The sequence below is a fragment of the Persicitalea jodogahamensis genome, assembly GCF_014651615.1.
Taxonomy (GTDB): domain Bacteria; phylum Bacteroidota; class Bacteroidia; order Cytophagales; family Spirosomataceae; genus Persicitalea; species Persicitalea jodogahamensis.
In genome coordinates, this window is record NZ_BMXF01000001.1 from 147,452 (window position 1) to 174,134 (window position 26,683).

The 26,683-nt window shown below is 52.6% G+C and carries 18 protein-coding genes; 8 read left to right on the forward strand and 10 right to left on the reverse strand.

The window, feature by feature from the left end:
* Positions 1 to 34 precede the first annotated feature (34 nt).
* The 5 genes from IE117_RS00675 (at position 35) to proC (ending at position 5,497) form a co-directional block, all read left to right on the forward strand.
* Positions 35 to 958, forward strand: a complete 924-nt coding sequence (locus IE117_RS00675) for a sugar ABC transporter substrate-binding protein (protein ID WP_189562406.1) — start codon at positions 35 to 37, stop codon at positions 956 to 958.
* Between the two features lie 68 nt (positions 959 to 1,026).
* Positions 1,027 to 1,857, forward strand: coding sequence for an aminotransferase class IV (locus tag IE117_RS00680; protein WP_189562408.1), 831 nt, complete (start codon positions 1,027 to 1,029; stop codon positions 1,855 to 1,857).
* 58 nt (positions 1,858 to 1,915) lie between these two features.
* A complete protein-coding gene (gene gatB, locus IE117_RS00685) occupies positions 1,916 to 3,412 on the forward strand; it encodes an Asp-tRNA(Asn)/Glu-tRNA(Gln) amidotransferase subunit GatB (RefSeq protein ID WP_189562410.1) in 1,497 nt (498 codons plus the stop codon).
* 13 nt (positions 3,413 to 3,425) lie between these two features.
* Positions 3,426 to 4,586: a TlpA disulfide reductase family protein gene (locus IE117_RS00690; RefSeq protein ID WP_229580106.1), complete on the forward strand. Its 1,161-nt coding sequence runs from the start codon at positions 3,426 to 3,428 to the stop codon at positions 4,584 to 4,586.
* A 107-nt stretch (positions 4,587 to 4,693) separates the two neighbouring features.
* Positions 4,694 to 5,497: a pyrroline-5-carboxylate reductase gene (gene proC, locus IE117_RS00695; protein WP_189562412.1), complete on the forward strand. Its 804-nt coding sequence runs from the start codon at positions 4,694 to 4,696 to the stop codon at positions 5,495 to 5,497.
* A 40-nt stretch (positions 5,498 to 5,537) separates the two neighbouring features.
* On the opposite strand, the gene IE117_RS00700 is transcribed toward proC, so the two are convergent.
* Positions 5,538 to 7,163, reverse strand: coding sequence for a carboxylesterase/lipase family protein (locus IE117_RS00700; protein WP_189562414.1), 1,626 nt, complete (start codon positions 7,161 to 7,163; stop codon positions 5,538 to 5,540).
* A gap of 129 nt (positions 7,164 to 7,292) precedes the next feature.
* On the opposite strand from IE117_RS00700, the gene IE117_RS00705 reads away from it, so the two are divergent.
* Both IE117_RS00705 and IE117_RS00710 read left to right on the forward strand, forming a co-directional pair.
* Positions 7,293 to 8,828: a M20/M25/M40 family metallo-hydrolase gene (locus IE117_RS00705; RefSeq protein ID WP_189562416.1), complete on the forward strand. Its 1,536-nt coding sequence runs from the start codon at positions 7,293 to 7,295 to the stop codon at positions 8,826 to 8,828.
* 251 nt (positions 8,829 to 9,079) lie between these two features.
* On the forward strand, positions 9,080 to 10,867 hold the full coding sequence (locus IE117_RS00710) for a hypothetical protein (RefSeq protein WP_189562418.1): 1,788 nt from the start codon (positions 9,080 to 9,082) through the stop codon (positions 10,865 to 10,867).
* A gap of 135 nt (positions 10,868 to 11,002) precedes the next feature.
* On the opposite strand, the gene IE117_RS00715 is transcribed toward IE117_RS00710, so the two are convergent.
* From IE117_RS00715 to IE117_RS00735, 5 genes are all read right to left on the reverse strand, one after another.
* The gene (locus IE117_RS00715; RefSeq protein WP_189562420.1) at positions 11,003 to 12,460 is read right to left on the reverse strand and encodes a sulfatase; all 1,458 of its coding nucleotides are present in this window, start codon (positions 12,458 to 12,460) and stop codon (positions 11,003 to 11,005) included.
* Between the two features lie 44 nt (positions 12,461 to 12,504).
* On the reverse strand, positions 12,505 to 14,013 hold the full coding sequence (locus IE117_RS00720) for a RagB/SusD family nutrient uptake outer membrane protein (protein ID WP_189562422.1): 1,509 nt from the start codon (positions 14,011 to 14,013) through the stop codon (positions 12,505 to 12,507).
* A gap of 11 nt (positions 14,014 to 14,024) precedes the next feature.
* Complete coding sequence (locus tag IE117_RS00725) at positions 14,025 to 17,363, reverse strand: TonB-dependent receptor (RefSeq protein WP_229580117.1); 3,339 nt, start codon at positions 17,361 to 17,363, stop codon at positions 14,025 to 14,027.
* A gap of 116 nt (positions 17,364 to 17,479) precedes the next feature.
* The gene (locus IE117_RS00730; protein WP_189562424.1) at positions 17,480 to 18,478 is read right to left on the reverse strand and encodes a FecR family protein; all 999 of its coding nucleotides are present in this window, start codon (positions 18,476 to 18,478) and stop codon (positions 17,480 to 17,482) included.
* 21 nt (positions 18,479 to 18,499) lie between these two features.
* The gene (locus IE117_RS00735; RefSeq protein ID WP_229580119.1) at positions 18,500 to 19,051 is read right to left on the reverse strand and encodes an RNA polymerase sigma factor; all 552 of its coding nucleotides are present in this window, start codon (positions 19,049 to 19,051) and stop codon (positions 18,500 to 18,502) included.
* Between the two features lie 205 nt (positions 19,052 to 19,256).
* On the opposite strand from IE117_RS00735, the gene IE117_RS00740 reads away from it, so the two are divergent.
* Entirely contained in the window at positions 19,257 to 19,748 is a 492-nt protein-coding gene (locus IE117_RS00740; RefSeq protein WP_189562426.1) for a hypothetical protein, read from the forward strand.
* A gap of 22 nt (positions 19,749 to 19,770) precedes the next feature.
* Here the strand turns inward: IE117_RS00740 and IE117_RS00745 are convergent, their stop codons facing one another.
* From IE117_RS00745 to IE117_RS00760, 4 genes are all read right to left on the reverse strand, one after another.
* Positions 19,771 to 21,273, reverse strand: coding sequence for a sulfatase family protein (locus IE117_RS00745; protein ID WP_189562428.1), 1,503 nt, complete (start codon positions 21,271 to 21,273; stop codon positions 19,771 to 19,773).
* Positions 21,274 to 21,328: 55 nt separating this feature from the next.
* On the reverse strand, positions 21,329 to 23,953 hold the full coding sequence (locus IE117_RS00750) for an alkaline phosphatase D family protein (RefSeq protein ID WP_189562430.1): 2,625 nt from the start codon (positions 23,951 to 23,953) through the stop codon (positions 21,329 to 21,331).
* Between the two features lie 153 nt (positions 23,954 to 24,106).
* On the reverse strand, positions 24,107 to 25,267 hold the full coding sequence (locus tag IE117_RS00755) for a hypothetical protein (protein WP_189562432.1): 1,161 nt from the start codon (positions 25,265 to 25,267) through the stop codon (positions 24,107 to 24,109).
* Between the two features lie 24 nt (positions 25,268 to 25,291).
* Entirely contained in the window at positions 25,292 to 26,665 is a 1,374-nt protein-coding gene (locus tag IE117_RS00760; RefSeq protein ID WP_189562433.1) for an FAD-dependent oxidoreductase, read from the reverse strand.
* Between the last annotated feature and the right edge of the window lie 18 nt (positions 26,666 to 26,683).

Genomic DNA, 26,683 nt, shown 5'->3' on the forward strand with positions numbered 1-26,683 from the left:
CGCTTCTTTACCCAAAACACTTTCCCTCAAAACCATGAAGCAAATTCTCCTGATCCTTACTTTTTTCGTGGCCTTAACGGGCTGCAATCAATCCGACGACGGCGCCAACGGCGGTAAGCCGCTTATTGGCGTTTCGATGCTGAGCATGCAGAATGAGTTCATCGTCAACATCAGCGACGAAATGGAGAAAAAGGCCGAAGCTGTCGGTGCGGAACTGATTGTAGTGGATGCCGAACGGTCGGCACTGAAGCAGATCGAGCAGGTAGAGAGTTTTATTGCACAGGGGGTAGATGCTATCATCATGAACCCCTGCGAAGTGGAGGCGAGTTCGCCCGCCGTGACTAAGGCACTAGCGGCAGGAATTCCGATCATTAACGTCAACTCGGCTACAGCTACCAAGCCCACCGCCTTCGTCGGTTCCGACGATGTGGAGTCGGGCCGCATCGCGATGGAGTATATTGCCAAGAGACTAAGTGGAAAGGGCAATGTGATTATGATTCACGGCTATATGGGCCAGGCCGCTCAAATCCAGCGTGAGCAGGGCGCGCGCGAAATCCTGAAAAAGTACCCTGGTCTGAAAATGCTGGCTCACCAAACGGGTGAATGGGACCGCGCCAAGTCCATGTCGCTCATGGAAAACTGGATACAATCTTACGGCAACAAGATCGATGCCGTTTTTGCCCAAAATGATGAAATGGGCATGGGAGCCGTCAAAGCCCTGGAAGCCGCCGGGATGAAGAATAAGGTGGTAGTTGTGAGCATTGACGCTATTCCCGACGCGCTGCAAGCCGTAGAAAAGGGAACGCTCGATGCCACCGTGTTTCAGAATGCCGGACAGCAGGGTTCTCAGGCGATCGAAACGGCTCTGAAAATCATTGACAAGCAGCCCTATGAAAAGGAAGTGCTGATTCCGTTTCAGTTGGTGACGAAGGAAAACGTGGCGGAATTCAAACAATAAATCACCGCCATTGTCGGATTTTCTTGCCATTTTTGTGAGGTACGTACTTGTCTCAATCGTCTTCACTTATGCCCTACGCGCAATATTTTAACGGCCAAATCTTTCCCAACGACGCCGACCTGCTCAAAACAAACGATCTGGGTCTGCTGCGGGGTTATGGTATGTTCGACTACTTTCGCACCTACAACGGCGTCCCGTTTCGCTGGGATGATTATTGGACGAGATTCGCGAACTCGGCCCGGTCGCTGCATATGGCACCACCGCTTACGCAGGACGAAACCGCTGATATCCTGGCCGACCTGTACAAGCGTTCGGGTGAGGCCGAAGTGGCATTCCGTTTTGTATTGACGGGTGGCTACGCCGCCGACAGCGTGACGGTGACACAACCCAATTTTCTGATTCGCTGTGAGCCGTTGCCCAAAGATAATCCAACTTCTCTCCGCGAAGGAATAAAGGTGCTGCCCTACGATTATGTCCGCGATTTACCCGAAATCAAGACCACAAACTACCTCCACATGATTCTGCAGGCCGGAGAGATGAAGGCGCAGGGCGCGGCGGATTTGCTTTTTCATAAAGGCGGCGAAATAAGTGAACTCACCCGAAGCAATGTTTTTCTTTTTAAAGGCGACGCGCTGATCACGCCCGATCGTAATGTGCTGAACGGCATCACCCGCCGCGCGTTTCTCGAACTCGCCGCTCCTCACTTCGATGTGCAGGTGCGGCCCGTTCTGTTCGACGAGTTGATTAACGCCGACGAGTGCTTCACCACCAGCACCACCAAATGGGCGGTGCCCATCGTACAGGTCGGCGAACACACCATTGCCGATGGCCATCCCGGAAAGCGAACAGTGTTTTTACGGGAATTGTTTCTGAAGGTGGTAGAGGAGTGGGGAAGTTAGATCTTTTACCTTCGCCTCAGGCAGAAACACCCTACCTTTGCCGATATAGCCAATACTTATGACCTCTACTGAATTCACACCCACCGAACTACCGGATGAGCTTTTGGAAAAATACGAAACTGTCATCGGTCTGGAAGTGCATTGCCAGCTCCTGACCGACTCCAAACTCTTTGCCTCGGATACCAACCGCTTCGGTGGCGAACCCAACACGCACATCAGCCCGCTGACGCTGGCGTTGCCGGGTACTTTGCCCAAACTGAATCAAAAGGCCGTGGAATACGCGGTAAGGCTGGGGCTGGCCTGCGGCTGCGACATCAGCCGCCACACTATTTTTGACCGCAAAAATTATTTCTACCCGGATTTGCCCAAGGGCTACCAGATCTCACAGGACAAAGCCCCGATTTGTGTGGGGGGCGGCGTGACGGTTACGACCAAGGACCAGGAAAATAATCCGGTAGAGCGTACGATACGCTTTCACCACATCCATCTGGAAGAAGATGCGGGCAAGTCGGTGCACGATGGCAGCAGCAGCGATACCCAACTCGACTACAACCGCGCCGGAACTCCGCTGGTGGAAATGGTGTCGGAGCCTGATCTGCGCTCGGCGGAGGAAACGGGTGCCTTCGTGACCGAGATACGGCGTCTGGTGCGCTACCTCGACATCAGCGATGGCAACATGGAGGAAGGCTCGCTGCGCTGCGATGTCAACGTGTCGGTACGGCCCTTCGGGCAGGAAGAATACGGCACCAAAGTGGAAATCAAGAACATGAATTCCATCCGCAATATCATGCGGGCCGTAGAATACGAGCGGCGGCGGCAGGTGTCGGCGCTGGAAAATGGCGACGCACTTTTTCAGGAAACGCGGATGTTCGACGCCGAAACGGGCGAAACCTACGGGATGCGCGTGAAGGAAACGATGAACGATTACCGGTATTTTCCCGATCCCGACCTCTGCCCCGTGGAGTTGACGGAAGAAAGAGTACAGGCAATAAAAAGCCAAATGCCCGCTCTGCCGCGTGAATTAAGGGAAAAATTCGTCAGCCAATACGGGATACCGGCTTACGACGCCGAGTTGCTCACCGATACGCGGGACATGGCCCGCTACTTCGAAGAATTATGCGGCCTGACTACCCATTACAAAACGGCCTCCAACTGGCTGATGGGCCCCGTTCGCTCGTATCTGAACGAAAGCGGTACGGAAATTGCGGCTTTTCCGCTGACACCGGGAACGCTGGCCGAACTCATCGAGTTGATAGAGACGCAGGTTATCAGCCATTCGGTGGCCACGCAGAAGGCCTTCCCGGCTTTGCTGGAAGAGCCTGGCCGCTCGCCGCGCGAACTGGCCGAAGCCAGCGACTGGCTCCAAAACCGCAATACAAACGAACTCGAGACGTTGGTAGAGGAAGTTCTTCAGTCTATGCCCGACAAAGTAAAAGCTTATCAGAAAGGGAAGAAAGGCTTGATGGGGCTTTTTGTCGGAGAAGTGATGAAAAAATCGAAAGGCAAAGGCGATCCGAAAATGATCAATCAGCTTTTGGCCCAAAAACTTAACTAATGAACAGTTGACAATGGAGAATGGACAAATGCTTATAGAAAGAGCAAAGTACCTCGCGCTATTCATGCTATTGAGCGTCTTTGCGTTTGCGCAGCAGGAGCCTGCCGCTAAGGAATTTACGGTGTCAGGCAAAGTTAAAAACGGTTCGGCGGGAGAGAAGGTTTATCTGCAGTTCTCGACCAACCCACCCGTGACTCTGGATTCGACGACGCTGGCCGCCGACGGTACTTTCACCATTAAGGGCACAGAGAAAGATGGTGGCAATTTTTATATGCTCAATATCGCCGACCGTCAGAAAATAGTGCTGCTTGTGGAAGGGGGCGAAAACTTTGCGGTCACGACCGACGGTTACGACAAAAATGACAAGGGTGAGCCCGGCAAGTACACGGTGAAAGGCTCCAAAAACATGGAGTATTACGCCAAACTCATGGAAATGAACCAGGCGATGGTGGACAAAGTCAACAAATGGAACGACGAGTACGCCAAGGCTACCGAGAAAAAGGATAGTAAGAAAATGCAGGAGATTCAGGGTAATTTCCAGGCTGCCGAGGTAGAACATGTGGCTAAAATCAAAACGCTATTGCCCGAAATGGGTACTTCGCTGGTGGCCATTTTTGCAGCCAACAATATGCTCAATCCGGAGCGGGACTTTGCCGAGATGGAAGCCGTGGCTCAGCGTTTTGAGCAGGAAAACCCTTCGTCCAAAATCGCACAATCCTACATTGGCTTTGTCAAGCGGCTCAAAGGCATTTCGGTAGGTGATGTCGCCCCCGATTTTACGCTGAACAATCCCGAAGGTCAGGACGTAACGCTTTCGTCGCTGCGTGGTAAGTACGTACTCATCGACTTCTGGGCTTCGTGGTGCGGCCCTTGCCGCATGGAAAACCCCAACGTGGTGAAGCTTTACGATAAATACAAAGACAAGGGCTTCGCGATCTACGGCGTCTCTCTTGACAAAGACAAAGCCGCCTGGCTCGCTGCCATCAAAAAAGACAACCTGACCTGGACGCATGGCTCCGACCTTAAATTCTGGAATTCCGCCGTGGCCCAGACTTACGGCGTCAACGCTATTCCGGCTACTTTTTTGCTGGATAAAGAAGGAAAAGTAATTGCCAAAAACCTGCGCGGGGCCTCGCTGGAAGCCAAAATCAGCGAATTGCTCGGCGGAGAATAAAAAGGAAAGAACAATCAATGAATCAATAGAAAGCCCGGCTCTGCGTCGGGCTTTTTCGTTACTTTGTGTTTTTTGTACGACCCTCAAATAAAAAATTCAATAGCTAAATGAAAATCGCCATCGTAGGCTGCGGCAATATGGGCATGGCATTCGCCCGTGCCTTTCTTAAATTTGATCTGGTAAAAAAAGAGGACTTCCTGTTGGTGGAAAAAAGCGCCGAGCGTAAGGAAACCCTGCACAGCTTTCAGCCGGGTGTATTGACGGGTGTCATCAGCCCCGAGATTGGTACTTATGACCTGGTCATTCTTTCGGTCAAACCGCAGGATTATCTGACAGTCGCTGCGTCGCTGCGTGAGGTCATTCAGCCGTCGCAGATCGTGCTTTCGATTATGGCGGGCATCTCCATGCAAACCATTCAGGAATCGCTCAATCATCAGCCCGTAGTGCGGGCCATGCCCAATACGCCCGCGATGCTGGGCATGGGCATTACGGCCTACGCTGCCTCGCCCGAAGTGGAGCGGGGGCAGTTGCGCAAGGTAGAAAACCTCATCAACGCCACCGGCCGCTCGGTTTTTCTGGAAGACGAAGGCCAGCTGGACGCCGTGACCGCCCTGAGTGGCAGTGGCCCGGCCTATTTTTTCTATTTGGTAAAAACGATGATCGAAGCGGGCAGACAAATGGGTTTCGAGGAATCGGTGGCCACGCTGCTGGTAAAGCAAACTATGCTTGGTTCCTACCACCTCATCAATAATGCCGACCGCTCCCTCGACGAGCTCATCAAGGCGGTGGCCTCCAAAGGCGGCACTACCGAAGCAGCCCTGAAAGGCTTCGAGGAAGGCAAGTTAGCCGATGCTCTCACGCAGGGCATTCACGCGGCCCAAAAACGAGCTACCGAACTTTCCCAGGGGTAGTTGGGGAAGTTTGGTAAAAACCGTAAAGCGATGCGGGTTTTCAATTCGCCTCTTTCGCCATTTTATCCAGTAACAGGTACCTGTCCCGGTGCTTTTCCGGCCCAGCCTTGGTCTGCACGTCGATATGCATCACGGCGGCAGGCTGCCCGCTTTTCACGACGGGCCAGTTCGGAACGCCCAGACCGTTGGGATTCCCGGTTTTAATAAAGTTGGCGAAAAAGAGCTGCATGATTTCTGATACTTTGTAATCCTCCGGCTGCCAGTCATACACGCGGTTGGTGGGTAAATTACCAAGAGCGTACTCGATTTCTGCCGAGTGAACGGCACCTTTTGGAGCAGGAGGCCGCTTTGCCGTCGCATCGTCATTTCTTGTGACGCCGCCCGCGAGGTTAGCCGTCGCATTGCCCATTTCTGCCCGCATCTCCGGACGGGGCCGGGCGTAGAGGTAACGGTACACTGGCTTACCGCCGGTCTGACTGTGGAGATCAGCCCATTTCCAGGTGCCAAATCCGATAAACCGATCCCCGGCCATATCGGTAGCTACCTGCTCTACCTCGGCGTCCGTAGCCGGAGCATACACCTTAAGCATTTGGTCGGCCTGCTCACCATACATTTTCTTTACGGCGGCGGTGTAGTTGTCGCGGGTAGGTTGCTCTTTGCCTAATATACCCTGATAGCCGCTTTCCTGCGAGTTCCAGCCCACCAACAATGGGACGTGTGACTGCTGTCCATTTGCGAAAACTTCAACAGGAGGCTTGGGGAAGAAGTACCCATCCACTACCGCCGAAAAGCGGGGAACGCCGGGCTTGGTGGTAGTTTCCAGCAGTTCCTGAGCAGGCATTTTCCGCAGGGCAGCCAGCGAAGTTGCTCCTACGACTTTGCCGAACTCTACACCGGTTTGCTCAGCCTCGGACAAGGACGAAATCGGACGAGAACCCAGCAGCGACCCGCTTTCGCCGATGGCACCCGCGATCAGATTCTTCGCCAGCGGAGAAGCCATTTGCGCACTTACTGAAAAAGAACCTGCCGATTCGCCAGCGATCGTCACCCGATTGGGATCCCCCCCGAAAGCGGCAATGTTTTTCTGTACCCATTGCAGCGCAGCGGCCTGATCCAGAAAGCCATAGTTACCCGACGCCTTGTGGGGGGATTCTTTTGACAGTTCAGGGTGGGAGAAAAAGCCGAATATCGTAAGGCGGTAATTGACCGTGACAGTCACGATGCCATGGCGCGCCAGACTCTCGCCGTCGTAGCGTGGCTCCGAACCATCGCCGGCGATCAGACCACCGCCGTAGAAATAGACCAGCACCGGGAGGCGGTCGGTGGCCGTTTTGGCGGGCGTCCAGACATTGAGGTACAGGCAGTCTTCGCTGACGCCGTCGGACCGGAAGTTCATGTCGCCGAAAATGGGCAACTGCATGGCGCGGGGGCCAAACTTATCGGCCTTGCGCACACCCGTCCAGTTCTTGACGGGCTGGGGCTCGCGCCAGCGCAGGTCACCCACGGGCGGCGCGGCAAAGGGGACGCCCTTGAACGCCCGGATGCCCGACTCGTCCAGGCCTTCCAGAATGCCGTTGGCGGTTTTGACCTGTAATGCGGGCGCGCCCTGATCCGTTTGGGCAAAGCACCAAATGGGGAACAGAACGAAAACAAATATCTTCTTCATGGTCGCGATGTTTTGATAAATTCGATAATTTCAGCCCCAGGGCGTATGCTTATTCAAAGAACGACACCCCAACAATATAACCATACTTCCGGGTGATCGCCTGATTTAATTATCGCTTACCTCGCTTCTATGAAAAAATCTATGCTTTTTTTGGGGCTGATTGGTTTTCTCAACCAGCCATCTTTCGCCCAATCCGCTGAAACGCTGAGTATCCGCAACTACGGCTCCCAAAACGCCGATAAGATCATTCGGGAGTTTAGTGAATTTCTGTCCATTCCCAATGTGGCAAGCGACACGGCTAACATCAGGAAGAATGCCGCTGCCATTATGGACATGATGCAAAAGCGCGGCGTCAAAAATGTGCAGCTTTTGTCGCCTGCTGCGCCGGGTGCGCCTCCTGCCGTGTATGGCGAAGTGATGGTGCCGGGCGCGACCCAAACACTCATTTTCTACGCCCATTACGATGGCCAGCCCGTTAACCCCGCGCAATGGGCCGCCGGGCTTGAACCCTTCGGACCCAAACTTTTCACTGGTGCTATCGACAAGGGAGGCAAAAATATACCTTTCCCGGCCAACGGGAAGTACGATAGGGACTGGCGCATCTACGCCCGCTCGGCCTCCGACGACAAGGGGGGAGTGTACACGATTCTGAATGCCTACGAAGCCCTGACGAAAAGCGGGATGAAACCCACTACCAATCTGAAATTTTTCTTCGAGGGCGAGGAGGAGGCCGGATCGCCGCACCTGGATGAGATTTTGGAAAAGCACCAATCGCTGCTGCAGTCAGACTTGTGGATCATTTGCGACGGGCCCGTGCACCAGTCGGGCAAAAAGCAGATCGTGTTTGGCGTGCGCGGTGACGCCCATATCGACCTGACCGTGTATGGACCCAAGCGTCCCCTGCACAGCGGCCACTATGGCAACTGGGCGCCCAATCCCGCGCTGATGCTTGCAAAACTGCTGGCATCCATGAAGGATGACGACGGCCGGGTGCTGGTCAAAGGTTTTTATGATGACGTGATACCGCTCAGCGCATCCGAAAAAAAAGCCATGCGCGAAGTACCTTCCGTGGAAGCGCAGATGAAGAGCGAATTGGGGATCAGTGCCACCGAGATGCCGGAAAGCGTACTGAACGAGGCAATCAGTATGCCCTCGCTGAACATCAACGGTATGCAGAGTGGTAATGTGGGGAAAATGGCCTCCAATCAGATTCCGACCTTCGCTACTGCGGTACTTGACCTGCGACTGGTACTGGGCAATGACGCGCAGCGTCAGCAGCAAAAAGTGATCGACCATATCGCAGCCCAGGGGTACCACGTTATCGACCACGAGCCCACCGATGCCGAAAGAGCCAACTACGCCAAGCTCATTAAGGTAATCCCCGGCGACGATGGCTACAACGCCCAGCGCACTTCGATGGACCTGCCCATCGCCCAAAAGGTGATCGCCGCCGTGCAGACCACCACGCCCGATCCGCTGGTACTGCAACCTACCTCGGGCGGTAGTCTTCCATTGTATTTGTTTGTTAAATACCTGAATGCAAACACAATGACCGTCCCCATTGCGAATCACGACAATAATCAACACGCCGAAAACGAGAATATCCGGCTGGGAAATCTGTTTGATGGGTTGGAAACGATGGCAGCGGTGATGGGGATGCGGTAGCGGCTTATTGGGGAATCAAATAGCGTAATATTCAACGGTCTTCCTCCACCAATAATAGAGTGGTGGCAACGATTCGCCCGACCTGTGCCTGCGGATGGATCTATACCCTGAGACGCCATACCGTACTATGCCATACCGTACTATGACGCGTATCATTTTGTAAGAAAATCTGAAGCATGGCTTGCTGCGGGCTGGAAAAGTAGTTTTGAACTTTGAGTTTTCCTCCAGTCCCGTAGTCTTACAATCAAGCGATGCATTCCTTTCACATACCCGTTCTCGGCCTGGGTTATTCGGTCGACACCCCCATCAAAGTCTCACCTTTTGGCATCAGTTCCGTGGCGTCTATCGTCGATGATGAGATGATTGAACGAATGCGGAAGTACCATGCCATTAAATCCCGGAAGTCTTTCGTGCCGATTAAGACAAATGAACCTGATTTCCGGAGCCGACGCATCACGGCTTACCTCAATCTGATGGACGAAATTATCGACGACACGTTCAATCATTTGCGCCGGGAGCCATTCGGAAAAGGTACTGGAATTACCCGCTATTTCGAGCTTTTGCCCTGTACTTCACCCTTGAAAAAGCCGTATGTGCAGTGGCTGAATGCGCAGAATGGTGATCAGAAAGCGCAGCTAGAACAAGAGCTGCGGGCAAGCCTGGTGAAAGGTAGTATAGACGTCAACATTATGTCCAAAGTGGATAAAATGAATAAAAGTGCGAGCGGAGAAATGCTGGGCGACGAGGACTCCGACGCCTCTGCCGCGCTCCGGGGCTTTGCCCAAAGTACCCTTGCTTCCTCGCTGGTACTTTCAGCCGGAATGAATCCCCGGTTGTACGGTTATCTGGAAAAATTCCGGGATTTCTACCCAGATGAAAAAGGCAGGTTGAAAAAAAAGATCATTTTGAAAGTCAGCGACTTTCGTTCGGCGTTTATTCAGGCGAAATTTTTGGCAAAAAAGGGGATCTGGATCTCGGAATTCCGCATCGAATCGGGCTTGAACTGCGGCGGCCACGCCTTTGCCACCGATGGCTATCTGCTGGGCCCAATTCTGGAGGAATTCAAGACGAAGCGGAAGGAAATGAGCGCCGAATTGTTTGCCATGTACCAGACTGCCCTGGCGACAAAAGGACTACACATTGACACCATGCCCGCTTTGCTGATCACCGTACAGGGAGGGATCGGAACGGCCAAAGAACACGAATTTCTGCTCCGGCACTACGGGGTAGATGCCGCGGGCTGGGGTAGTCCATTCTTGCTGGTACCCGAAGTGACTAACGTGGATGCCGACACGCTCAACGATCTCGTGGAGGCCGATAGCAGCGATTATTACGTCAGTGACTCGTCGCCTCTGGGGGTACTTTTCAATAATTTCCGCAACAGCTCGGCGGAAAAAGACCGGTTGGCACGCATCGCCAAAGGAAGGCCTGGTAGTCCCTGCAAAAAGAAGTATCTCGTTTCCAACACTGAATTTACGGAGGAACCGATTTGCCTGGCCTCCCGGGAATATCAGCATTTGAAACTAAATCAGCTGAAAAGTCTGAATCTTGAAGCTCAGGAGTACGAAATTCAGGCCAATGCCATCACTCAGAAGATTTGCCTGTGCGATGGGCTAAGTACCTCGACCCTCCTGAAAAACAACCTGTTGGCACCCCGGGAGAACAAGTCCGTGGCGATTTGTCCGGGGCCGAATCTGGCCTGGTTTTCCCGCACCTACTCCCTTGAAGAAATGGCGGGACATATCTACGGAAAAACCGATTTGCTGGCTGGGGTGAAACGGCCCAATATGTTTATCAACGAATTGACTCTTTATGTGGAGTACTACATTAAAGAGCGCGGGGTTTATACGAAAAATCCCACGCCGAAAAAGTTGAAATACCTGCAAAAATTTGCCGGACAGATTTTGGCCGGTATCGACTACTACAGGGCCTTGGTGGAAGAACTCACGAACGAGACTGATGAATACCGTCGGGAAATGCAGAATCAACTGGTCATCAGCGAAGATCAGGTAAGGGAATGCGTCATGGAATTTGCATAGGCAAGTGTCGTTTTTTATGAGTGCATCCTGGCGATTTTTCAGCGTGAAAAAAAGGTGCCGTTCCCCAGAGCTAGGCTGATCGTCGAACAATATCAGACCATAGCATTCCTTCAAAAATACGAAAGATCCTCTTTTTCAATCTTGGGGAGATGCATCACTTTGCTGCTTTTTCTGCTCAATGAAATAGTCGTTCATGTTGTACTCGGAAGCTGCCGCCCACTTGACGTTGACGGTCGGCAGATGTTTCTTTAAACCCGCTTTTACTTTGGCGTATTGGGGCTGGCTGGCCACGTTATGCCACTCATTGGGGTCGTTTTTTACCCTGTACAATTCCTCAGAGCCATCTTCGTAATGAATGTAGCGGTAGTCTTTCGTTTTGACCGCATGATTGTTTCTGGCCCAGGTCGAGATGGCTGGATGCGGCCAGTGGGCTTTGGGCGATTTTAAAAGGGGGAGCAGGCTGCGGGCTTCCAGATTTTTATTGGGAGCCAGTCCGCATAGATCGGTCAGGGTAGGGTAGATGGAAAATAACTCGACAGGGGCATCGATTTTGGTGTTCTGCGGGATATTCGGTCCGGAAAAAATCAACGGAGCAGCGGTAGCTCGCTCCCACAGGCACATCTTGGCGAAAGTACCCTTCTCGCCAAGGCGGTAGCCGTGGTCCGACCACAGAACAACGATGGTGTTTTTCGCGTAGGGACTGGCTTCAAGCGCATCGAGTACTTGACCCACGTAATGGTCCACAAACGAAACACTGGCCAGGTACCCTTGCAGAATGTCCTTCCATTGGCCGGTTTGGATGGCCCAGTCGGTCGTGGGCATCATGGGCCAATCGTCCACGCGTAGTGCGATGGGAGGAAGGTCCTCCCGGTCGGATTTCAGGTAGGGTGGCTCATGCAACTTTTCAGGGTCGTATAAGTCGAACCATTTTTGTGGAACATGCCAGGGTACGTGCGGGCGCAGAAACCCCACCGAAAGGAAAAAGGGCTGATCATACGTACGCTTCAGTCGCTCAATGGCCCATTGTGCAGACTGGAAATCAGGCATTTGTTCATCCTTTTCCGGAAAAGCACCCCAGTCGGTCGAAGTCTGTTTTTCGTTCCAGTGTAGGGGTTTGGGCGGCTTGGGGCCGAAGCCTTTCGCCCGCCCTCCACTTTCATCGAGAAGGCCCTCCGGGGCGTGCTCATGAAAGATTTTCCCGACACCCATGGTATAGTATCCCGCATCCTTGAAGTACTGGTGCAAAAAAGTGTTCTGCCGGGTGGCTGCGTTGGCTTCCCTGATCTTGTTGTCGTCGATCATGCCGTAAATACCCGTTGTTGAAGGTCTGAGTCCCGTCATTATGGCGGTTCGCGAGGGGCTGCACATGGGCGACTGGCACTGGGCATTGGTGAACAGGACACCTTTACCAATAAGCTTGTCAAGGTTAGGGGTGATCGCGTCGGGATGCCCCATGCCCCCAATGAAGTCGTTGAGGTCATCAACTGAAATCATGACTACGTTGGGGGCCTTGGCTTGTTGGGCGACAGCTGCTTTGAGAAAACCTGCCGATATCAAGGCACCCAAAAGGATTGTTCTTACCAAATTTTTCATACGACTACGCTTGGGATTGGGGGAAGGGCAGGCAAGGTACTTCATCAATACCCCGGGTTCTGCGTCCAGCTATTGAGCCTGATTTCGTTTAACGGCAGAGGTAACAGGTAGTCCCGATTGGAATCAACAGGCCGGGTTTCGTAGGCACCGGGGCCCGTAAAGGATTCTTGCAGAATACCCCAGCGCTTTATGTCAAACCAGCGCTTGAATTCAAAGGCCAGTTCCAGCCTTCTCTCCTCCCTGACCAGCTTAATAAAGTCAGTTGCATTGATTTGAGGAGTAACATCCGCCGGAAAGCTCGTGGTGATTTTGCCATTGAAACGCGCCCTGGCTCTGATCGCATTGATGTAGCCAATCGCTTCGGCATTTACGCCCTCCGACTCAGCGATGGCTTCTGCCGCCATCAGCAGCACGTCGGCATAGCGGTATATGTGGTAGTCGTTGTCTGCCCGCCGGTCGTCGCCCGCATCCTGGGGGCCTGGAAAACGGTAGTATTTTGCAATGTGCGGACGCTTTACGGGTATGCTGGCGGCCTTAACTATTGAAACCTTCTGACCGTTGATAAGCACAGAATCTTCAAAACTGACGGCCCGCCGATAGTCCCGCGCATCCCAGGAGTTATACACAGCCATGGTAGGCACTACCACCGAAAGGCTTCGGGGGAGCAGCCCCCTGGGTCTGGTTTGAGAGATAAGCCAGTCTTCGTTGATCCCACCGTCGCCCAACAGGTTATTCTGCCAATCGGCCACGAAGATGGGTTCTTTGATTGATGCTGCCAAAGTACCGTTGAAAAGATCCTGATAGTTTTTCTCCAGACGATAATTGAAAAGCCCGCTGGCGTTATTGATAACATAGCGGGCTTCCGTGGCTGCTTTGTCAAATTGTTGCTGGGTTAAATACACATCAGCCAGGACAGTAGCAGCAGTTCCCGAGGTGGCCCGGTTTCTGGGATCTCCGGTGTGCCGATCGGGGAGGTTTTTCCTGGCGAAAAGTAAATCCTCCTCGATCGACTGGTAGATTTGTGCTACCGGAGTACGGGCTACCCCGTTCAACTGGGCTGTGGTTTCCACCGGCTTGTCAAGGTAGGGTACATCCCCGAATATCCTGACCAGATTAAAGTAGGAAAAAGCTCTAATAAACCTGCCTTCAGCTTCCAGACTGGTCTTTTTCACGGGGTCGCCTTTTACGGATTTAGCAGCTTCAATGGCAGTGTTTGCTGCCGAAACGGTTCGATAAAAAGCCTCCCAGACATTTTTGGATAAATCGTTTTGAGAGTCCATATCAAATTCATCAATTTGTTTACGATCGGCCAGGGTCCCTAAATCGCCAATGGCTGCCATATCGCTCCGTAGCATGAGCATGACGGGCAGTTCGCGTCCGTACAGATTGACGGAAACGAATTGGCTGTATGCACCAAAAATTCCGGCCTCGACGTCCGTGGTACTTTTGAAAAATGATTCAGGCGCCAGCAAACCCTTGGGCTCTTCGGCCAGATCCGTACATCCCGTGAGTGACACAAAGACAAGGGAAAAAAGTATCGTTATCTTCTTCATTTTTTTCCTGTTTAGAAAGTGAGGTTTAAACCAACCGTATAGGATTTAACGTTGGGGTAGCTGTCGTAATCGCCACCCAGATTGACGTTCCCGGCGCCCCGAAAGGCCACTTCGGGATCTACTCCGGTATATTTGGTAAACGTTAGTATGTTTTGGGCGCTGACGAACAGGCGGGCGTTACTGATTTTTATCCGGGCGAGGGTTTCTTTTGGAAAGTTGTAGCCCAGAGACAGGTTTTTAAGTCGGACGTAGGACCTATCCTCAATGAAGCGGGTCGAGGAGTGATTGGTCCGGTCTGTGGTAGCCTTGGGAATGTTCGTGTTAGTGTTGGTAGGTGTCCAGCGATTCAGGGCGTCAAGAGAAGCATTTGTAATTCCATTCAACTGGCCGAGTTCCATGGCGGTGAAGTTGTATATATCACCGCCCACGCTCGCCTGAAAAAATACATTCAGATCGAATCCCAGGTAGGAAAAATCATTGTTCAGGCTCCAGATGTACTTCGGATTAGGATTACCGATGATGGTACGGTCGTCAATGGTCAGGACACCGTCTCCATTCAGGTCCCGGAATTTTTCGCCACCTGCGACCTGCTCAAATCCCCCACCTGGCAGGAAGCTATCGCCCGCCTGGTATACTCCATCGTAGATAAAGCCGTAAAAAGTACCCACGGGTTCGCCCTCCCGCAGAATGGAGGTATTGCCAGGACGCAACACCCCCGGTGCACCGCCAAACTCCCGGTCGAGACCTCCGGGCAGAGCCAGTACTTTGTTGCGGTTAAACGTGATATTGAAATTGGAAGACCATTTGAGAGCACCCACCAGATTCTTGGTTGTGGCCGAGAACTCAAACCCTTTATTTTCAATTTTCCCAAAATTCTCTGTCCGGCTTGTGTACCCCGAAAAAGAGGTGATGGGCACGGTAAAAAGCAGGTCAGAGGTTTGTTTGTTGTAATAATCTCCCGACAGATTGATTCGTCCGCCGAGCAGGTCAAAATCGGTACCTATGTTAAACTGAGCGGTGGTTTCCCAAGTGAGATCCTTGTTGGCAATGGCCGTAGGCCGCACAGCATTCAGAACGGTGTTGCCGATCGAAAAAAGAACCGGCGAAATGCGGGAAAACGACTGGTAGGGGCCGATGGCCTGATTGCCGGTAATACCGTAGCTGGTTCTGAGCTTTAAGGTAGTGATGACATTGTTTTTGGGGAAGAAATCCTCATTCGCTACGTTCCATGCAAACGCACCCGACGGAAAAAAAGACCACTTATTGCCTTCGCTGAATTGGGAAGCGCCGTCGTAGCGACCGGTGGCAGTAAAAAGGTAGCGGTCGTCGAAGTTGTAATTCAGCCGTGAGTAATACGATACGATTTCGGAGGAAGTGGTGTTGGAGCTTGCAGGCTGCCAATTGGATCCTGCATCCAGGTTCCAGAACCCAAAAGCATCCGTAATGAAGCCTTTGTTAGAGGCAGAAAAGTTTTCGTTATTGAATTTCTGATAGGAGTATCCCCCCACCAGCGAAACAGTATGGCGCTCGGCGAATGTTCTAGTATAATTGAAGTAGTTTTCGCTGATAAGGTTTAACCGTCTGATGGTCGATAGTATCCCCTCACCATTGCTGGCAATTCCTTCAGCAGAAATCCGGTTGTTGTACTGGCCGTTTCTTTGGTTGTTGAAGCTTACACCCAGTGTCGAGTTGAAAAACAAACCGTCGAGTATGCGGTAACGCAGCTGAAAATTCGTTTGCACATTTTCTCCTATGCGCTCGATGGTCCTGCCGTCCAGCACGGCCATTGGGTTCTCGTAAGGGGCCGTGCCAACGTTACTGGTCGTATACACACCGTTTTCGTCCAGTATGCCCCGGTTGGGTTCAAATCGTTGGGCGGAGGCAATGACTCCGGCCGTGTTTGCCCCGCTGGGATTCTGGCTATACACGCCATCCTGTTTTTCCCGGCGCAAAAACGTACTGAAGCTGAGATTGAGCCGCTCGGTGGCATCGATGCTAAGTCTTGTATTCAGAGAAATCCGGTTGAAGTCCGATGTCTGGATAATACCGGCCTGTTGGTACATGGCCCCGGAAACATAGTATTTCACCTTATCAGTACCTCCCGAAACGGAAAGCTGATTGTTCCAGATCGAGCCGGGACGGAAAATGAGCTCCTGCCAATCGGTGGCGTTGCTCAAATCATTGGGATCATAATAATTGGTACCCCGGGCCTCGTTGATGTACTCGGCGTAATCTTTGGCTCCAAGCACCGCTTGCCGACCCACTTCTTTCTGACTGGAAAACGAACTGTTGAAAGCGATTTTGGGTTTCCCGATGGTTCCGGTTTTGGTGGTGACCATCACCACACCGTTAGCGCCCCTTGAGCCGTAGATTGCCGTCGAAGAAGCGTCTTTCAGCACTTCGATGGAAGCGATATCTTCGGGAGGGGGCATCACTCCTCCCACGATTCCGTCTACAACGAAGAGCGGGTCGCTGCTGGCGTTAATCGATGTCGCCCCACGAACCCTGATTTTATAGCCGGAGCCCGGCTCGCCGTTGACAGCCTGGATTTGCACACCGGGGGCGCGTCCCTGCAAGGCTTGAACGGCATCCTGTGCCGGGTACGCCGTAAGTTGCTTTTCGCCCACGCTGGCCACCGACCCGGTCAGGTCGCTTTTTTTCTGAGTGCCATAACCCACGACCACTATTTCCTCCAGCGATTTTGTATCAGTCTGTAAAGTAATCGCAATCTGGTTTTGGCTTTCCAATGAAACTTCCTGACTGAGGTACCCCACAAAGCTGAACACCAGTACCGGTGAGCCAATCTCTGGCACATCCAGCTGAAAGCGCCCGTCGGTATTGGTCGTGGTGCCCCGCTGGGTGCCTTTGAGCACCACGCTTACGCCGGGCAGGCCGGTGTTGGTTTCGTCCACGACACGCCCGGTGATCTGCCGGTCTTTGGGCAACTCTACTGAACGGGGTACGAAACCCGTAGGTTCTTCAATACCCGGCTTGCTTTTCCGAAGTAAAATCCTGTTTTCAATCACTTCGTAGTCAATATCAATCGGTTTCAAAACCTCATCCAGTACCGCCGACAACTTGCGGTTGGTGACGTTCAACGACACCCGCTGTCCGGATTTGATCTTGGTGCTGTATACGAACTTTACCAGGGCTTCTTTTTCGATATGTCCTAGTACTTCTTTCAGCTCCACCCGCTCGCCGCGAATTGAAATGGTGCGGTTGAGTACCTCCTGAGCCCGGGTAGTATGAGCTGTTGCCAGGCTGGTACACAGAAGAATAAGCACTACTTGTGAAAACGTAATTTTCATGACCTTCCACAAATTTTTGGGAATGGGTACTGGTTTTTTCATAGTTTTACTTGTTTTTTAATTGGTAAAATTGAGAAACAGCACCCTCCCACAGATTGGCGTTTGTAGAGGGTGTTCCAATGAAGCCGAATGTGCTGGACACACATTCGGCTTTTTTCTTAACAGCCGTCGCCGTTGATAAACACCACCGTGCCGCGCTTTTCGTAGGTGGCATCAATGGATTTACAGAGTAGCTCGAGCTGGGTAAAGAGGGATAGCCCGTTCAGGTCGGCAGTGATGTGGCAGTCCTTTACCGTCGGATTCGAAATAATGAATTCAATGCCGTATTGCCGGGTGAGTTCGGCCAGCACTTTCTCAAAGGAAGTCTCCCGAAAGACCAGTGCCGCCTTTGATTCGCGTTCTGGCAAAACCACCACGGGCTCATCCACGATGCCGGAGATTATGTTGCGGGTACGGGTATCGTAAATTACACGTTGATTCGGTGTGATAATCAGGCCGTTATGTTCACTTTTCTTTGCGGAATTCTGTGCGTAAACCGACACCTTACCCGACCGGACCGACACCTCGGTAGTCTGGCCCTTTGGGTTGTGTTTAATCCGGAAACTTGTACCGAGCACTTCCGTCACCAGTTCGCCGCTATGTACCACGAAGGGCCGGGTCACATCGCGCTTCACCTCAAAAAATGCTTCTCCTGTAAGGTAGACTTCCCGGCGGGCCTGGTCAAAGGTTTTTTCGTACACCAGGCTGCCATTGTTAGCCAGAAGTACTTTGGTACCATCGGGGAGTGTCACTTCCTGCTCGGTTGAATTGGTGTTCTTTACCTCGATTCCGGTTTGCGGGCGCACCAGGGAAGCGACGAGCGATCCAGAAGCATTCTCAGGCTGGCTTATCAGCCATACCAGGCCAAGAAGCACGGATGCGGCTACACCCGATAGCCAGACCAGGCGAATGACATTATTTCTGAGAGCAGGACGTACCTGCTTACGGATAGTCTGCCATAGTCGTTTTTCAATGATCTCTTTTTGAGGCTCCGGCAGGTGCAGATCTACCTGATTGGCGGGCGATTCGTACCAGTCTGTCAAGAGCTGATCTTCCTCCTGGGTGGTTTGCCCTTCCAGATAGCGCTTCAGGAGTTGGTTGAATTCTTGCTGGGTCATGTTGATGGGGCGATTGATAGCCTAGTTGTTGGTGTGATATTCTTTGAGGTCATCTTTCAGAAACCGCAAAGATTTCGTGATATGGTATTCCACGGCTTTCTCGCTCAGGTTGAGGCCCTGGGCGATTTCGCGCACAGACTGGCTTTCAAAGCGGCTGCGCTTGAATACTTCGGCGGTTTTTTCGGGCAGGCGGCTCAGTGCCTTTTCGACGGCCTCGGTCAGCTGTGTGTAGTTGACGGTTTCGTCGGTAGCGTGATGCTGGTGAAGTTCCTGAAAAATAAGGTACTCCTGGTACTTGCGGTAGCTGATTCGGGATTTGATGTAATCATAGGCCTGATTCTTAACGGCGATGGTGAGGTACATGCCCAGGTGCCGGATTATAACGTCTTCGCGCCGGCCCCAAAGTTTGAGGAATACTTCCTGCACCAGTTCTTCGGCCTCTTCCCGGATGCCGGTCTGATGGTACGCAATGCTATACAACCTGTACCAGTAACGACGGTATATTTCTTCGAAGGCAGTCATTTTGCCTTCCCGAAGAAAAAGTACCAAACGTTCGTCGTCGAGTTGTTTCAAGGTTTGTCGGGGCTAGGGGTAAAGGAATAGTTGCCTGTATAGTAGAGCAAGTCGACGATATCCCTAAATAATTTTAGAAAATAATTGAATTATTTTATTCAGGATATAGAGAAACAGCTTTTGAATGCAGTGATGTAGCTTTGGGCCAAATTCTATGCAGTCTGATTGCCCAGTGCTTTTTGGCACAATAAAAGCTTAAACTAACATGATGGAAGGTGTTCCAAAAGAATCAAAAGCGGAGTTTGAGTGGGCCATGTTTTTTTCAACCTGGGGACTGGTATTGCTCGCCCTTCCTGCGCTTTATATGAGTATCACCAGTGCCCGTGAGAAAAAGCAAATCATGGAGAATCAGACCTACGAAACCGCACTAATCGTTAAAATTGAAACTATACGGAAGGGGAGACTAGCCACGCCCTTTATACGATTCCATTACCGTTATTCATTTAAAAATGAAGTACTCGAAGGACGTCAGGACTATAAGTACCAACGCTATTTTGTCAATTTTACAAAGGACAAATGGAGGTTGGTGGAGGGCAGGTACTTTCCCGTTATTCTTTCTTCGGAAGATCCGTCCAAACACCGAATATTGATGTTTTGGTCCGATTTTGGAAAGTATAGCCTCCCCTTTCCGGACTCACTGAAATGGAGCGAACGGGTATTCTATGACAAATTACGAGGTCGTTTCCCTACAATTTAATTCAGGTACCCAAGGCTTTACATCAACGGATCGACTGTTCCGGCAATTCTGATTTGATTCCCTCATCCAGCGGCATTTTATCGGGTTCGGCTCCGGCTTTCCGGAGCAGAGTAGCCAATTCATTTTGCAGCTCTTTTAGCTTTGTGGCGTAGGCAGGGTCATTGATCAGGTTGTGATCTTCGCCCGGATCATTGGCCAGGTTGTAGAGTTCGGCCATGTGTTGGTCGGGCGAACCGTCGCCGGCAGGATAATGCATGTACTTCCATTCGTCGGTGCGTACACCGCGAACGTTGGGCGTATAGGGAAACTGTTTTTCATAATTGTACTCGTAGTACCAGGCTTTCCGCCAATCGGAGGCATCGCCCTGTACCAGCCGTTTGAACGACTGCCCGTGGATATTCTGTAAGGCTGGAGCCCCGCACAGTTCCAGAATCGTCGGAGCAATATCCAGCGTGAGTACCTGCTTGTCTACCACCACAGGCTTGTTGGTAGGGGTCAAGCCCGGGTACCGCACTACGAGAGGAATACGGATGCTGGGCTCGTGCATGGTGCGCTTGTCCACCATACCGTGTTCGCCATTGAGCAGGCCATTGTCCGAGGTGAATACAAAAATCGTATTGTCCAGCTCGCCGGATTCTTTCAGAGTCTTATACAATTCACCCACACTATCGTCCACCGAAAGTAGGGTACCCCAGTAGGCGTGGATCATCGCCTCGAAATCCTTGACGGCCCCAGGCGAAGAGTCCGGAAATTGCTTGCGCCAGTCGAACAGCGGCCCGTAGATGCCGTGCCAGGTGTTGAGCCGTTGTTTGATCCATTCGGGCTTGTCATCCAGATTAAACGCGCTCGCCGGATAGGGGATGGGCACCTCGTCAAATGCTTTGGCGTACTTTGGCTCGGGGGTATAAAAACTATGCGGAGCCTTGTGGCCCAGAATAAGCATGAAAGGTTTGGAACGTGGTTTTTTGAGCCATTCATCGGCCATCTGAGTAACTACCGTAGTGTAGTACCCCTTGATTTCTTTGCCACCGGCTCCGTTGATGTTGAACTCCGTATCAAAGTACTTCCCCTGCCCCTTATGGGTCACGAAGTAGTCGAAGCCGGGGCGGGGATTGTCGTTGTCCTCGCCCATGTGCCATTTACCGATGTAGGCGGTTTCGTAGCCGGCTTCCTGCAATTGCCGGGGAAAACTGGGGAGGTCGACGGGATACTCCGTGAAGTTATTGACCACGCCGTGGGCATGGGCGTACTGCCCGCTTAGGATCGAGGCCCGGCTGGGTGAGCACAGGGAGGTAGTGCAAAAGTAATTTTTGAAGAAAACCCCTTCTTCGGCCAACTTGTCGATGTGGGGCGTCTTCAAATAAGGATTTCCCGCAAAACTCACCGCATCCCAGCGCTGGTCGTCCGTCAGGATGACGACCACATTGGGTTGTTTGGCTGCTTCTTTTTTGTCACAGCCGGTAAAAGCCAGCAGGAAAGCCAGGCTAAAACCCAGTTTGAACGCTATTCGGGCAAATTGTCTCATGGTTCTTTATCAAATGGAAACCTGGTAGTCTTGAATGAGTAAAGTGATCGTGCTACTACCCGAGTGTTACCCGCAGGGGCTTATTGCTTCTTCCGGTGCGCACTCCTTTGAACTCTTGCCAGACGTCGCGGTCGGGCTCGCCGACGCGAACGGTGTACTTGCCTTTCTGGAATACCGGCGGACGGAATTGCTGCCCTTTGATCCTTAAGGTATATTCTATTTCGTTGGTAGTTTCGTTGATCACCTGCACCACGGCGTTGGGGTAGTCACTCACTTCGATGTCGGGTAGATAGGCGAGCGGCGTACGGCCGTAGTTGTCGTACTGATTGATGGTGATAGGCCAGCCGTCATATTGGCTGTCGGCGGTGGGCCGGGCCGGGTTGGCGCTGCGCTTCCAGCATTCGAAGGTGATCTGCCGGGAATCGGGATCGATCGTTACGATGCCGTAGCCCGTGGCGCGGTCATGAATGAAGGCGGGCTTGAGTCCCGTCAGGCGCGGGCTGGCCGCCGCGTGCACCGTGATTTTGTTCTTGAAACCATCTTCAAATTTCCCCGTGTAGGCCGGGCGACCGGGTAGGGGCTGGTGACTGGCCGGCAGGGTAGGCCACCAGCGGCGGGGAAAAATATTGTTCAGTGCCGGACCCGCGAACGCAAAGCCGGCGTCGTCGTGGGTGTCCACGCCGTAGCGAACCACCGAACCGATGTGTTGATCGCCCGCCAGGTGTAGCGTATACGCGCGGCGGATGATGTCCACGGCCCGGTTGCGCTTGCTGTGGGGCCAGCCGTTGGAGTCCATGTCGCGGGTCGGTTCGTCGCCAGAGACGTACTCGCCCAGGGGAGGAATCGGCAGGGTAGGTACGGCCGAATCGCCCGTGGAGTTTTTGGGGAGCGTAGCCAGGGTGCAGAAATTTGTCTGCGAGAGCAGGATTTTCATGCGGGCGCCGTGCTTCCAGTCGGCAGCCCATTCCTGCAAAAATTTCTCCTGCCGGGGACCGAGCAACTCGGCTTGGGGGGCGTTGAGGTAGCTTTCGTCCTTGAAATCGAGATTGGTGATGAAGCCATTTTGAATCCCCGCCGCCGCGGGAAAGATGTTCTTGGGAGCCGACTTAAACTTACGGTCTTCAATGATGGCAAAACTCAGCGGTCCCCAGTTCCAATGGGTGTAGTACACGTCGATGCCCTGCTTGATAGGGGTAGAGTCATAAGGATCGGGCAGGTGGCTGGTCTGGGTGTGATCCACCATTCTCACCCAGTCGGGGTGCATTTTGTAGCCGCCGGAGTCCTGCCGCAGGTAGGCCGTACCCTCGGGAATGGCGGCTTTGCCCCCTTCACCCCATACGTTGCCGTGGTACACGTCGTGATCGTCGGGAATGGTGATGCAGGGTACATGCCGGAACACGTCGCGGTACGACCAGCCGAACTGCTGCCATTTGCGCATATAGTCAAGAATGGAGCGGTCGAGGGTAGTGGCCTCTACGCCAAAGCCTCCCGTCACTTCGTAGAACTGATCGCCCAGAAAAAGTGCCGCATCAATATCGTGATGAAGAATGTTATCCCGCAGGTCGGTGTCGGGAAACCCGTGATCGGTGTTGCAACTGAACAGGCCGAGCTTGATCGGCTGATCGGAGGCAGGCTCAGGGCTGATGCTACCTTCATAGTAGTAGGGAATTGCTGCCTGGTTGCCATTCTGCCGGACACTAACGGCCAGCCGGTAAGGAACGGCATCGGTTTCCTGCCAGTCGGCCAGCCGGAACGATGCCAGCAGGCTCACCGGATCGATTGGGCTTTTTGCGACGCGTTTCCATTCACCGCCCTGTTTGAGTTCCAGAACTACCTCCCGGTCGGCTTCATGCAGGGGCGCGCAAAGGGCCGATAGCTTAACGGTACCATTGTGCAGGGTGTACTGGGCAAAATACAGCGGACCGTAGGTCCGGTCAGGATTGGAAACCACTTTGGTGCCCGTTACCTGCCAGTTTTCAAACCGGACCGACGGTGTAAATTCCTGTTGCTGGTTGGTATTGGCATGACTTACCAAAGCCACGCCACCACGCAAATCGGCTCCTGGCAGCGAATCGACGGTAGTTTCAGCGAGCAATTTCTCCCCTTCCCGAATACGCAAAGTAAGCTGGTATTGATCGTTGGCCTTCGGTTCGCCCCGGAGTTCGAGTGTAAGTACTTTGGATAAAGATTCGGCGGGTAACGGAGAATCAAGCGTTTTTTCGCCGACTACCCATTTGCCATCGGCCCGTACACCTGCCAGCAACCCCTTGCCGTAAATGGCCGCCGAGCGATAGTCATCGATAGGCCCCGTGCTGCCTACCCTGAAACCCAGGACGTCTGCGGGCTCATTCCGAGCAAGAAACCGGAAATCAGTCGTGAGCACAAAGTCATCGCGCTGCGGCCCCAGCGCGTGGGTGAGCAGAGCCACCGAACGGTTGCGTCCCCGCACGTTGCATTGAAGTCCGCCGTTGTGCAGGTGCCAGTCCTGCAACCGATTGGCCCACAACGCTTCCCCAATCCAGACCCGGTCGGGCTGAGTATGCCAGGTACTTTGGTAAGGCGACGAGGCATATTTTTCTTCTAGAAATGAGGCGTTCTTGGGACTTAAAGGGCTGGGCGGGAGTACGGACAGACTGGCGGAGGCCAGCAGTGAGTTTTCAAGAAAAGTACGGCGTTTCATGTAAAAAGAGAGTGAGCCAGGTAGTTTCTAAGTGTAGTCTAATTTCAGGTCAGAAAAGGTAGACAGGCAAAAATTGATTCGAATATGGTTATTCCCGAAAGCATCCTGGAAGTCCGGCTTACTGCTTTTTAACCTCATGAAGTGGTTTCAGGATTATTCCACCTCGATTAGATTATTCTCAGTCTTATACTGAATGAGCCGCTTTTGTACCCCTGCGTCCTTCGTATTTGCCTGTATAAGAAAGGCATAGGCTTTCTTTGAAATGAAAGGGTTTTTAACCAGCAACAAGTCAGACACGTCCCGACAGGTTTCCGCATCGGTGGTGTGGTGCCGAAGGAACAAATCCAGCACATTGGAAATCACTTGTCCGCTGAAAGAGCCGATGTTTTTGGCCAATAGCTTCCGGGCTTTTCCGTCGAGCGCAGGCGCTTCGTTGAGTTTGGCAAGCAGGAGTTTCTGAGTGCTGTAATTTGCTTCCAGAAGTTTCTGGGCCAGGGTACTTTGCAGGTTATCCGATGCCAGATCAGCAGCCGTAATCGAATTCAAAGCCCTTTCGGTAAGGTTGTAGTCTTTACCATCAATATAGGACAGCACCGCTTGCCGCAGGGCGGGGGTAGGTTGAACGTACCCGTTGATGTGATTTAAAGCCCAGATTTTATCACTTGGGTGGGTACTGTTCAGAATAAGCCGGATCAATTCGGGCGTGAGCCGCTGGCACGTCAGGGCCTCGGCCTGCTGCTTAGCCGTACCGTACACGAGGTGCCAGAGTTTGTAAGTCGTAAAAGCGGCTCCTTCCACCACATGTTCCAGCACGTTGGCCGAAGTGGCGCCCGACACCGCATCCACCTTTTCGTAGGTCGAATCCGCCGTGGGGACGATTTCGTTGTAGTGAAAATTATTTAGAGCCGACAAAGAATCCGTCAGGATGGCGTGCAGACGGAGGTACTCGGCCTCGGTGAAAGGTTCGTGATCGTACTTACTGAGAAATTCTTTTTCGGGTAGCTCAAATCCCAGGTAACGACCCGTCACATTCCAGTGAAGTGTGATATCCAGCGGCCGGCATTTATTATCAAAGCAGACCCCGGTCCGCAGATGCCGGGTGTAGCTGATGGGGTACCCCTCTTTGGACAGGGACTGGACCAGGGTATCATTGGCAATATCGTCTTTAAAATCCACGATTTGATACAGCACCGTATCAACCGGAAGGGGTAGGGTAGGAGGGTGGGAATACTGAATCCTGCCGGGTGGGAAGTACCCCGACAGGATCAGAATTCCAGTAAAAAGGAAGAGAAGGGTTCTGGTGATCGTTTTCAAGAATATTGTTCAAAATGAAAAGCACTATACCAAACCGGGTACGATGCCCCCGTGCGATTCAATGAGATTTTTAAGCTCGGCGAAAGGTACCTCCAAAGGCGTGGTTCCATGCGTGTGGGCAAGCACTGCCGCTGCTGCCGCAGCCTGTCCCATACCCATCGAGGAAGCCTGCACCCGCAGGGCCGAATTTGCCAGGCGGTCGCTGCTCACACAACGGCCCGCTACGATGAGGTTCTTGCTGTTTTTAGGTATCAGCGCCCGCAGCGGAATGGTGGGTACCACGCCTTCGTTCAGGTGCTTGGGGATGATGCCTTTCTCGTCGTGCAGATCAATGGGGTAGTAGGAGTACGAAACGGCATCATCAAACATTTTACCGGTCACGTAGTCTTCGTGCGAAATCTGATAGTGTCCGTCGATCCGGTAGGTTTCCCGTACGGCGGTTTCATTCTGGACGTCAATGATTTTCAACTTTTCCAGATTGGGCAGCGTGCGCAGAAAACGTATTGTGTTTAGCAGGGAAGCTCTTCCCTGGATATTGGCCAGCGTGTGCGACTCCGAGGTAGTGGAATCAGCCCCCATCACGTGACTGATGTTATCGCCCTGGCTTTTGAGTAAGCCTACCACATTGTTTCGAAACTCATACTTATCGAGGGTGCCTTTTTTTATTTCCTCCTGGTACTTCTCCTTGATGAGATTCAGGTCAAGTTTCTCGAAATCATATCCGCCGATCTGGAACATCAGCGATCCGGGCTGGGTTACCTCTTCCCTCAGAACCGGGTACCCGGCCAGCGTAGTGGCGAAAGCATTGCCGGTGCAGTCGATCAATTGATTGCACTGGATTTCGGTATTGACCCCTTTTCCTATCGTTTCCACCAGCCAGCCATTTTTCTGGGGCGTTATTTTGGTTGGAGTTTCGTAAAAACGGATGTGCACGCCGGCCTGCACGCATTTTTCCTCGATGAGCATCGCGTAAAGCTGTCCATTGAGCCGTATCTGGTGCCGGGGGTGATTTCTGCCGTGAGGAATGGAAAAATTGGGCAGGGTGTCATCGTTGAGGTCGACGGCTTCCTTGACCAGTTCCCAACCGATGCCGGAAATCACCTGCTTGCCCCAGGCAAAGAAGATGCCCGGGTAGGCCACGCCGCCCGTGGTGGTGGTACCTCCCAACTGACTGACGTTTTCGACCAGAATTGTTTTTTTACCCGCTCGTCCCGCCTGGATAGCGGCAATGACGCCAGCCGTGCCACCGCCAATGACCAGAATATCGGTTTTGAGCGTCTGCTTTTTGATCGAGTAAAAGGCATTGACGGGTACTTCTTTCTCTTTAAGCAAAAAGTCTTTCGACGATATACCCAATGAGATGGAGCCAAGGGAAGCCAGCGCTGAGCGTCTTTTCATTTTTGTCATGCTATTAAT

Coding starts and splice junctions, on each gene's coding strand:
- IE117_RS00675 (WP_189562406.1), top strand. CDS start 35: ATGAAGCAAATTCTCCTGATCCTTACTTTTTTCGTGGCCTTAACGGGC.
- IE117_RS00680 (WP_189562408.1), top strand. CDS start 1,027: ATGCCCTACGCGCAATATTTTAACGGCCAAATCTTTCCCAACGACGCC.
- gatB (WP_189562410.1), top strand. CDS start 1,916: ATGACCTCTACTGAATTCACACCCACCGAACTACCGGATGAGCTTTTG.
- IE117_RS00690 (WP_229580106.1), top strand. CDS start 3,426: ATGGAGAATGGACAAATGCTTATAGAAAGAGCAAAGTACCTCGCGCTA.
- proC (WP_189562412.1), top strand. CDS start 4,694: ATGAAAATCGCCATCGTAGGCTGCGGCAATATGGGCATGGCATTCGCC.
- IE117_RS00700 (WP_189562414.1), bottom strand. CDS start 7,163: ATGAAGAAGATATTTGTTTTCGTTCTGTTCCCCATTTGGTGCTTTGCC.
- IE117_RS00705 (WP_189562416.1), top strand. CDS start 7,293: ATGAAAAAATCTATGCTTTTTTTGGGGCTGATTGGTTTTCTCAACCAG.
- IE117_RS00710 (WP_189562418.1), top strand. CDS start 9,080: ATGCATTCCTTTCACATACCCGTTCTCGGCCTGGGTTATTCGGTCGAC.
- IE117_RS00715 (WP_189562420.1), bottom strand. CDS start 12,460: ATGAAAAATTTGGTAAGAACAATCCTTTTGGGTGCCTTGATATCGGCA.
- IE117_RS00720 (WP_189562422.1), bottom strand. CDS start 14,013: ATGAAGAAGATAACGATACTTTTTTCCCTTGTCTTTGTGTCACTCACG.
- IE117_RS00725 (WP_229580117.1), bottom strand. CDS start 17,363: ATGAAAAAACCAGTACCCATTCCCAAAAATTTGTGGAAGGTCATGAAA.
- IE117_RS00730 (WP_189562424.1), bottom strand. CDS start 18,478: ATGACCCAGCAAGAATTCAACCAACTCCTGAAGCGCTATCTGGAAGGG.
- IE117_RS00740 (WP_189562426.1), top strand. CDS start 19,257: ATGATGGAAGGTGTTCCAAAAGAATCAAAAGCGGAGTTTGAGTGGGCC.
- IE117_RS00745 (WP_189562428.1), bottom strand. CDS start 21,273: ATGAGACAATTTGCCCGAATAGCGTTCAAACTGGGTTTTAGCCTGGCT.
- IE117_RS00750 (WP_189562430.1), bottom strand. CDS start 23,953: ATGAAACGCCGTACTTTTCTTGAAAACTCACTGCTGGCCTCCGCCAGT.
- IE117_RS00760 (WP_189562433.1), bottom strand. CDS start 26,665: ATGAAAAGACGCTCAGCGCTGGCTTCCCTTGGCTCCATCTCATTGGGT.